The organism is Mesorhizobium sp. M7A.F.Ca.MR.362.00.0.0 (assembly GCF_004023175.1).
In the GTDB taxonomy this organism is placed as follows: domain Bacteria; phylum Pseudomonadota; class Alphaproteobacteria; order Rhizobiales; family Rhizobiaceae; genus Mesorhizobium.
In genome coordinates this window covers 1-7,713 of record NZ_RZTF01000313.1, presented here as the reverse complement: position 1 = coordinate 7,713, position 7,713 = coordinate 1, and the positions used below count along the sequence as shown (strand labels likewise).

Below are 7,713 nucleotides of genomic sequence, written 5' to 3'. Positions count from 1 at the left end.
GATGGCATGCGTCGGTGCACCGTCATCTTGACGTCTTCGCTTCTGTCTGGCGCGGATTCACCTTCGCGCCGCCTCGTCATGTGGAGCTCCAGCCTCGGCAAACGGCATTCTGCTCGGCAGCCGCCGGAAAAATGCGGACGCCGAGCCGATCGCGCTGGTCAAGCCGCTAAGACGTGCAGGCTAGCGCTAAAACCGAAGGATGACCGAGGGCCCGCGTCTGCGATAGCACCGGACGCGACGGCGACCATGCCGCCAATAACTACGGCAGACCCGTCTCCATCGCCGCCCGTGCCGGCGCCGGCGCCAGCCCCGATCCCAGTCCCGATCCCGGTCCCTATCCCAGTCCCGATCCCAGCGTCGATGGTCGACCGGCTGCACCTCCGCATGTGCACCATCGTCGAAGGCCTCTGTTTGTGACGCCTCTATTTCATCGAGAATGCCGTTTCCGGCGCCTGGAACACCGGCTACTGCTTCGATCGGGCGAATTGCCCCTGCAAGGGCTGCTGCCCCGGCAATGCCAAACATTGCTGTCAAGAAGGATCGCCGATCCATAGTAAACCTCCCAACGTTGCATAAGCTGAACGGAGCGCTCGCTTGCCGAATGAGCAGGCCCGCGCGTGGTGAAGATAGAGGATTCGCCAGCCGCCGAAGCGGCTTGCGAATCCTATCAGCGCAGGAAGGGACGTTGCTGCGCCGATCGACGACATGTCAGCCAAGGACTATTCCCATCACCAGAAAGGTGACGGCCGTCGCGAAAATCGGTGCGAGCAACCAGCGCGCTTGGCCAACACTTTTGTCCATCTGTTTCTCCGAATTCGGGAGACAAACAGCCATGAACAGAGAGCCGTTCCCGTCGGTAAGACCAATGCGCTCGCGGACCGGACTTAAGTCGCACTTCTCATCCGACCGAAGCCCAATCGGAGGAACATTTTCATTTGGCTCAAGTTCAGTTGCCTTCAGCGTTGGACGATCTTGTCATGCTGACTCGCAAGGAGAAACAATATGAAAATGCACCTAACGGGCGCCGCAGCGGCGCTATTGCTGTTGGCCGGAGTCGGCGCCGTTGCCGCTCAGGACGTTGTCATTCAGCCTGAACAGGACACCGTCATCCGCGAGTATGTGAAGAAGCAGCCCCTCGCTTCGGTCAAGGTTCCCGGTGTGGAACTGAATATTGGTAGCGCGTTGCCGGAAACGGTCGAGCTTCATGAGATCCCCGATGTCCAATACCGCTACGTGGTGGTCGACAACCGCACGGTCCTGGTGGATCCGGGCACCCGCAAGATCATCAAGGTCTACGACTGAATTTCGAACGGTCCCAAACCCGCCGCCAGCCATGGCGGCGGGTCGCACATGTCAGGTTCCAAACAGGACGAGTGAAGATGACAAGCAAAGCTGTGAGATCCCCTGCTTTGGGCGTTCGCCTGGCCGATCTCCAAGCCAGAATGCGCAATGCGCGGGTGACGGATGCCGAAATGAAAACCTTTCAAAAGGTCGCGGCCATCATGGAAGATCGTCATGGCCGGATCGATGCCGACGACCTGATTGCGGCGTCGTTCCTCGCCGATCCGGTGCAGGAGCGACGGACGCCTTGAGGGGCATGCCGACAACCAGCAGACTTTTTGATTCCCCGTACCGGGAAAGCGCGCCGAAAGTCTCAGCCGAATCCGCACTTTTGCTCCGGCCTATTCCGCTTTCGCGGAAGTTTCGAGCGACCTGCGATGTGCAATGTTGCTAATGCGGCGGTACGAGCCGCCCTGGTTGACGCGGGCGCCCGAGCCATCCCAACAATGCGCCCCCCCGTCCGCGTCGACCACGGCAGCCGCCCAGCGCTGTCTTCCCTCGCGAACTCCTCAAGCCGGCCTGCCTGATGCGGCCTGCGGCGACGGTCGGGCTTCAGCCGCCGACAAGCGCCTTTGTGGTCACCAGATTGACACCGGCCTCCGCGAATTCGCCATTGTGCCTGGTGATGACCTGTTCGGCACTCTCGCTGGCATTGTCCAGCGTGCTGTGCGCATCGGACACCACGATCACGCCGAGCCCTCTGGCGATCGCGCCCTTGACCGTCGCGGCCACGCAAAAATCGGTCTGTGCGCCCAAGAGCACGACAGCACCCGCACCTTGCCCGGCCACCCAGTCGCCGAAGGCGGGATTGCTGAATGCATCGCGCACCGATTTGGCAAAGGTCGGCTCGTCCGCCGCCTGGCCGAGCGCGGGCCAAACCGGCCAGCCCGGCTCATCCGGTGCCAACGGATCGCCATCGGGTCCGTCATGCCTGATAAAAGCGACCTTGCGCCCGCCGCGCCGCGCCCAATCGATCACCGCCTTGGTGCGCTCGACAATGCCTGGCGCATCATGGATCGGCGGCTCGTGCACACCGTCGAACATGCCGGTCTGGAGATCGATGACAATGAGCGGCGCGTTGTCCGGGAGGCTGGGAGCTGACATGGTTTTTCATAGCACGGCGGACAATGCGATCAAGGTTCCGTTCACTCCGGCGCGCCGGCAAACAGCACGATGCTGTCGCCGCCGGCGGCCGGCCAATCCCTGATGGTGCGGTCGTTGCCGCCGGTCAGCACCGTGCCATCGGCGGTGAAGGCCACCGCGTAGATCGGGCCGGTCCGGCTATCGAACATCGCGATCTGGTTGCCGGTGTCCATGTCCCACAGCCGCGCCGTGCCGTCGAGCGAGCCGGAGACCAGGCGCTGGCCGTCGGCCGACAGCGCCAATGCGTAGACAGTGCCTTCGTGGCCTTCAAAGCGGCGCGCTTCGCGGCCGCTGTCTAGATCCCAGAGCTTGATCGTGTAATCGCCACTGCCGGTGACCAGATGATGCCCGTCGGCGGTGAACGCGGCGCCATATGTGCCTCGCTCATGCCCGTGCCAACTTCGTAATTGCTTGCCGCTTTCAATGTCCCAAAGTTTCAGTGTGCCGTCTATGCTGCCGCTGAGGGCTTGCCTGCCATCGGGCGAGACGGCGACGGCGCTGACCGACCAGCCGTTCCCGCTCATGGCGTGCAGCACAGCGCCCTTCTTGAGATCCCAGACGATGACATTGCCCGTGTCGTGCCCGCTGATGGCATGTATGCCGTCCGGGCTGATCGCCAGCTTTCTGACGCCGCCATTGCCGCCCGAGGAGAAGACATGCAGCACCGCGCCGTCGGAAAGTTTGCGCTGCACGATCTCGCCGTCGTCGCCGGCCGTCAGCGCGCTGACGCCGTCGGGCATGAACAGCGCCGTGCGGGCCATATCCTTGTGCACGCCGAGAGTGCGGATCAGCTGCTTGGCGGCGATGTCCCACAGCTTGATCGTGTGATCGGTGCTGGCGCTCATGATCGAGTGCCCGTCGGGCGCCACCGCCAGCCAGACGACCGAGTCGCGGTGGCCCTCGGGCTGCGTCGGTAGCGGCGGCGGAGCCGGCGGCAATGGCGCCACGATGGGCGGCGGAATGACCGCGACCTCCGGCGGCGCCGGAGGCGCGGGCGCGGTCGGCGGCACTAGCGTTGGCGGGGTCGGTTGCACCAGCGCCGGCGGCGTCAGTGGGACCGGTGCCGCAGGCGGATTGGCGGCCTCCGGCGGCGAAGCAGCTTCTGCTGGTGCAGGCGGTGGGGCTGCCGGCTCTGAGGCCGGCGCGCTGGCGACATCCTGCCCCTTGGGTTCGTTGGCCTTCGGCTCGCCAGGGTTGGGTTCGTCGGCCTTCGGTTCGACGGGCTCGCTGGCTATGTCGCCGCCCTCATGCCAAGGGCCGAACCGGTCGGCGGCCAGTGCGGCGACCACGACCAATGGCAGGACGAGAAAGACTCTGCGCAGGCCGGGCCTGCCAGCGTCCTGCATCTCCGCCGCGCGACCAAACAGCGGCGCGCCCGCTGGTTGGCCCGACCGGTCCGGCAAGAGGCCGGCCCAAAACAGCCCTGCACCAAGCAGGCAGGCGAACGCCGCCACCAGGAACCCCGCCAGCCGTAACGAGGCTGGATCCATCGGCGGGCCTGAAAAGCCGCGCCAGAGGAAAGCCTCGCCGATTGCCGGCCAATAGATCCGCGCCAGGCAGCCTACGGCGACAACGACCAGGGCAAGCGCGAGCAATCTGTCGGCACCCTTGTTCATTGAAACCCCTCGGGCGTTGTTGCGGCCCTCACCATGTGACGGTTGCCCCGCATGTCGACGTCGAGACTATCAGCCGCAAGCTCGTGTCGCCAAGAGCCCGTGTGGACGCCCGGCTTGGTTGACACATCTTGCGTATCTGCCATTCTCGCGTAGGGATGAGGAGAGATTACCATGAAGAAGACTTACGCGAAGCCGGCTCTCGTCAAGAAGGGCAAGCTTTCAGCCGTCACGGCAAACGGCTCGACCAGCGCCACGATATAATCTGGCACACTCTTGGCCGAATCGTGCCTGGCGCTGGAGCAATTCCAGAAAAAGCACCGAAGGCATTCGATCCGGAATGGCGTAAACAAAGAATTGGAGGGCGGGCGCCTTGCCGCTCCTCCTTGGATTTATTGCAGTTTTACCGATTTCAGCCGCATGGTTGACAGATGGCCGCAGTCTGGCATCATCGGATCGGGATTTTAGGAGAGTCTGATATGAAAAAGATCTATGTGAAGCCATCGTTCTTGAAAAAAGGCCGGTTGTCGGCGGTCACTGCGGCCAACGGCGCCTCGATTGTTCTGCCGGAACCAGGCTGACCGTAAACGTAACCTGAATGCAGCGGGGCGAAATTTCGCTCCGCTTTGGCATGCCTAAATCTCAGCGCGTTAGGACCAGATCGTCCACGACCATTTGCCAATAGCGTTTCGTCGACAGGCGAACACGCGTTACAGCTTTGAGCATCGGGGCGTAGTGCAGCGGCGTGAGCGCCGACAGCGTGATCTGATCGCTTGAGATCAGTTGCTCGCCAAGCCAGCTTTCGATCAGCGCCACCTCCCCTTCCGACGCCAGCCAGGCGGCGCTCAGCATGACCGAGTGAAAGCCGAACGGCCGTTCGCAGCTGAATTCGGCCGGCAGCCCGCTGCTGGTGTAGAGCACATAGTCGCCGGAAACATTGCCATTGACATAGCCCTGGCTATCCTTGGTGAAGTCGCGGGCCATCGCATTCAGGTTGCGCCACGCCAATCCGGCATGGCCAGCCGGAATTTTCCTGAGGCTGCGCGACGTCACATCGTCGAAATCGATCGTTTCGAGAGCGGCATCAGTGTCGATGCCGGCGCGTTGCGGCGACAGCAGGCCGAGATCCGCCGAGTAGGGCGACAGCGTCAGCCGCCGCTCCAAGCCGCCGCCGCTGACGCTGACCGTGTCGGCTTCTTCAGCCAGGTCGAAGCTGAAGACGGCACCCGGGGCCAGTGCCCGCGTCTCCAGGACGTGCCCGTTCCCTGACATGGAGAGGGTCGCTGGTCCATCGCCGGCAACGCGCCCGCTGACGCGGCGCGGCGGTGCCAGACCGACCGGCAGCAGCATCTCCTGCGATACCATCCCGGCCGGCGAACCCGGCAGCGGCATGAAGCGTCGGGACTGAATGTCATTTTCGCTTTTCGCCTGCCAGCCGGGCGGCACCGAAACCACAAAGCGCCAGTTGCCCGGCTTGCGGATCACGGCCTTTCTGCTTTTCACCGACATGGGAAAATTGGCAAAGCCGGCATTGTTGGTGCGCGCGGATGCGGCGAGCTTGCCCGCTTCGTCATACAGCCGCACCATGATCCCGGCCATCGGCCGGTCTCCGGCGCCGTATTTGCCGTCGCGATCGACATCGAAATAGACGAAGGATGAGTAATTGAGCATACCCCCGCGGGCATTCCAATCGGTACGGACGGCATAGTCGGCAGCCGGATTGGTCTGCCGCCGTCCCTTGCGACGGCTGCGCTTCCGCCACAGCAGCCAGGACATGACAGCAGCCGCAAGCACCACAATGGCGGCGGCCAATATCGAGACAGCGCCCAAGTCAGGCATGGAGCCTCGATCCACAAATCTCCTGGGGGGTTGCGTTCACGGGCGATCCGGCTGCGTTGGAGTACTTTGCCGACAGGTTATTGCATGTCGGCCAAAAGCGAACCCGGATTGGGACAGCAACATGCATCGAGACAAAAGACTTTAAGCGCGTTGCAGGGAGCCGTTCAAGCGCGACGCAATGAAAGCAGTCGCCTACTTCAATTCCACCCACACCGGCGCATGGTCGCTGGCGCCGTCCTCGCCGCGCACGTCGCGGTCGATGCCGGCGGAGGTCAGGCGGCGTGCCAGTTTCTTCGACAGCAGGATGTGATCGAGCCGGAGGCCGGCATCGCGCGGCCAGCGGTTGCGGCGATAGTCCCAGAATGTGTAAAGCGTTTCCTTCGGATGCTTCTTGCGCAGGGCGTCAAGCCAACCCTGATCGAGCAGGCGCTGGAACGACGCCCGGCTTTCCGGCTGCACCAGCGCGTTGTCGTCATAGGAGCGGGTGGCGTAGATATCGCGCGGCTCGGGCACGATGTTGTAGTCGCCGGCTAGCACCACCGGCAGGCCGGTGTCGAGCAACTGTTCGGCATGCACCTCCAGCCGCGCGTGCCAGGCGAGCTTGTAGGCGAATTTCGGGCCGGGCTGAGGATTGCCGTTCGGCGCATAGAGACAAGCGACGATGATGCCGTTCACCGCCGCCTCGATATAACGGCTCTGCCTGTCGGCATCATCGCCGGGCAAGGCATCGCGGGTCAGCACTGGCTCGGCGCCCCGTGCCAGGATGGCAACACCGTTCCACGTCGGCTCGCCCTTCCACACCGCGCCATAGCCGGCCGCCGCCAATGCCGAGCGTGGAAACTGCATGTCGCGCGCCTTCAGCTCCTGCAGGCAGGCGACATCGGGCTTTGCCACAGCCAGCCATCCCAGCAGGTTTTCAAGCCGGCTGTTGATGTTGTTGATGTTGAAGGAGGCGATCTTCATCGCTTCAGGAAGCGATCCGACCCGACCACGCCTTGACCGTCTCGGCCAGCGTCTTCAGATGGTCGGCCGCCGAAAATCCCGAGATGCTCTTGCGAGGCTTGAGATCGTGGTCGCCGTCCTCCAGCCAGATGACCTCGATGCGATCGGAAAGGTCATAAGTCGCAACCTCGTCCCTGGTGCCGAACTCGTCGCGGGTACCTTGGAAGATCAGCGTCGGCGTCTTCAGATCGGCAAGGTGTTTGGTGCGCAATTGCTCGGGCTTGGCCGGCGGATGGAAGGGATAGCCGAGGCAGACCAGCCCTGAAATCTCGCCCTTGGCAAACATCTCGTCCGCGACCATGGAGGCGACGCGCCCACCCATCGACTTGCCGCCGATGATCAGCGGTCCCGTCACGCCCTTTGCCCTGAGGTCGGCTGTCGCCTTGATATATTCCGGGTTGACCGTCTCGGCCCGCGGCGGCGGTTTGCGGTGGCCGTAGCGGCGGGCAGCCATGTAGTGGAATTCAAAGCGTGCGACCTGTAAGCCGGCCGCGGCCAGCGCCTTGGCGGTGGCGGTCATCGAAGGCGAATCCATCGACGCGCCGGCGCCATGGGCGAGCAGGATGGTGATGGCAGCGGTGTCGGGACCGTCGAAGAGGAAGGTGGTCATGGTGTGATGTCCGGCGCGACGGCGACGCTGCTGATCTCCCCCCTCGTGGGGGAGATGCCCGGCAGGGCAGAGGGGGGCGTGAAGGAATGCCAGTCTTCGGTCCGGCTTGCGTGCGGGAACACGCCCCAAAATTGGCCGATCTGTTGGCGGGACAGCGCCCCCCTC

Annotated in this window: 9 protein-coding genes; 4 read left to right on the top strand and 5 right to left on the bottom strand. The window is 63.5% G+C overall.

Translation table 11 applies throughout. The features are described from left to right. Nucleotides 1-1,002: 1,002 nt before the first annotated feature. Both EOC06_RS28055 and EOC06_RS28050 read left to right on the top strand, forming a co-directional pair. Nucleotides 1,003-1,302, top strand: coding sequence for a DUF1236 domain-containing protein (locus tag EOC06_RS28055; protein ID WP_127326587.1), 300 nt, complete (start codon nucleotides 1,003-1,005; stop codon nucleotides 1,300-1,302). Between the two features lie 77 nt (nucleotides 1,303-1,379). Then, the gene (locus EOC06_RS28050; protein ID WP_127268529.1) at nucleotides 1,380-1,592 is read left to right on the top strand and encodes a hypothetical protein; all 213 of its coding nucleotides are present in this window, start codon (nucleotides 1,380-1,382) and stop codon (nucleotides 1,590-1,592) included. A gap of 301 nt (nucleotides 1,593-1,893) precedes the next feature. Here the strand turns inward: EOC06_RS28050 and EOC06_RS28045 are convergent, their stop codons facing one another. Continuing rightward, the gene (locus EOC06_RS28045; protein WP_128309313.1) at nucleotides 1,894-2,445 is read right to left on the bottom strand and encodes an isochorismatase family protein; all 552 of its coding nucleotides are present in this window, start codon (nucleotides 2,443-2,445) and stop codon (nucleotides 1,894-1,896) included. A gap of 41 nt (nucleotides 2,446-2,486) precedes the next feature. Next, complete coding sequence (locus tag EOC06_RS28040) at nucleotides 2,487-4,100, bottom strand: WD40 repeat domain-containing protein (RefSeq protein WP_128309312.1); 1,614 nt, start codon at nucleotides 4,098-4,100, stop codon at nucleotides 2,487-2,489. 171 nt (nucleotides 4,101-4,271) lie between these two features. Here EOC06_RS28040 and EOC06_RS28035 point away from each other — a divergent pair, with 171 nt between their 5' ends. Both EOC06_RS28035 and EOC06_RS28030 read left to right on the top strand, forming a co-directional pair. Then, nucleotides 4,272-4,361 carry a putative RiPP precursor gene (locus EOC06_RS28035; protein WP_127271493.1) on the top strand — a complete coding sequence of 30 codons (90 nt, stop codon included), beginning with the start codon at nucleotides 4,272-4,274 and terminating at the stop codon, nucleotides 4,359-4,361. Between the two features lie 215 nt (nucleotides 4,362-4,576). Further along, nucleotides 4,577-4,678, top strand: a complete 102-nt coding sequence (locus EOC06_RS28030) for a putative RiPP precursor (protein WP_128309311.1) — start codon at nucleotides 4,577-4,579, stop codon at nucleotides 4,676-4,678. A gap of 61 nt (nucleotides 4,679-4,739) precedes the next feature. On the opposite strand, the gene EOC06_RS28025 is transcribed toward EOC06_RS28030, so the two are convergent. The 3 genes from EOC06_RS28025 to EOC06_RS28015 form a co-directional block, all read right to left on the bottom strand. Then, entirely contained in the window at nucleotides 4,740-5,936 is a 1,197-nt protein-coding gene (locus EOC06_RS28025; RefSeq protein WP_128309310.1) for a hypothetical protein, read from the bottom strand. 192 nt (nucleotides 5,937-6,128) lie between these two features. Further along, complete coding sequence (locus tag EOC06_RS28020) at nucleotides 6,129-6,899, bottom strand: exodeoxyribonuclease III (protein ID WP_128290287.1); 771 nt, start codon at nucleotides 6,897-6,899, stop codon at nucleotides 6,129-6,131. 4 nt (nucleotides 6,900-6,903) lie between these two features. Continuing rightward, a complete protein-coding gene (locus tag EOC06_RS28015; protein ID WP_128309309.1) occupies nucleotides 6,904-7,548 on the bottom strand; it encodes an alpha/beta fold hydrolase in 645 nt (214 codons plus the stop codon). Between the last annotated feature and the right edge of the window lie 165 nt (nucleotides 7,549-7,713).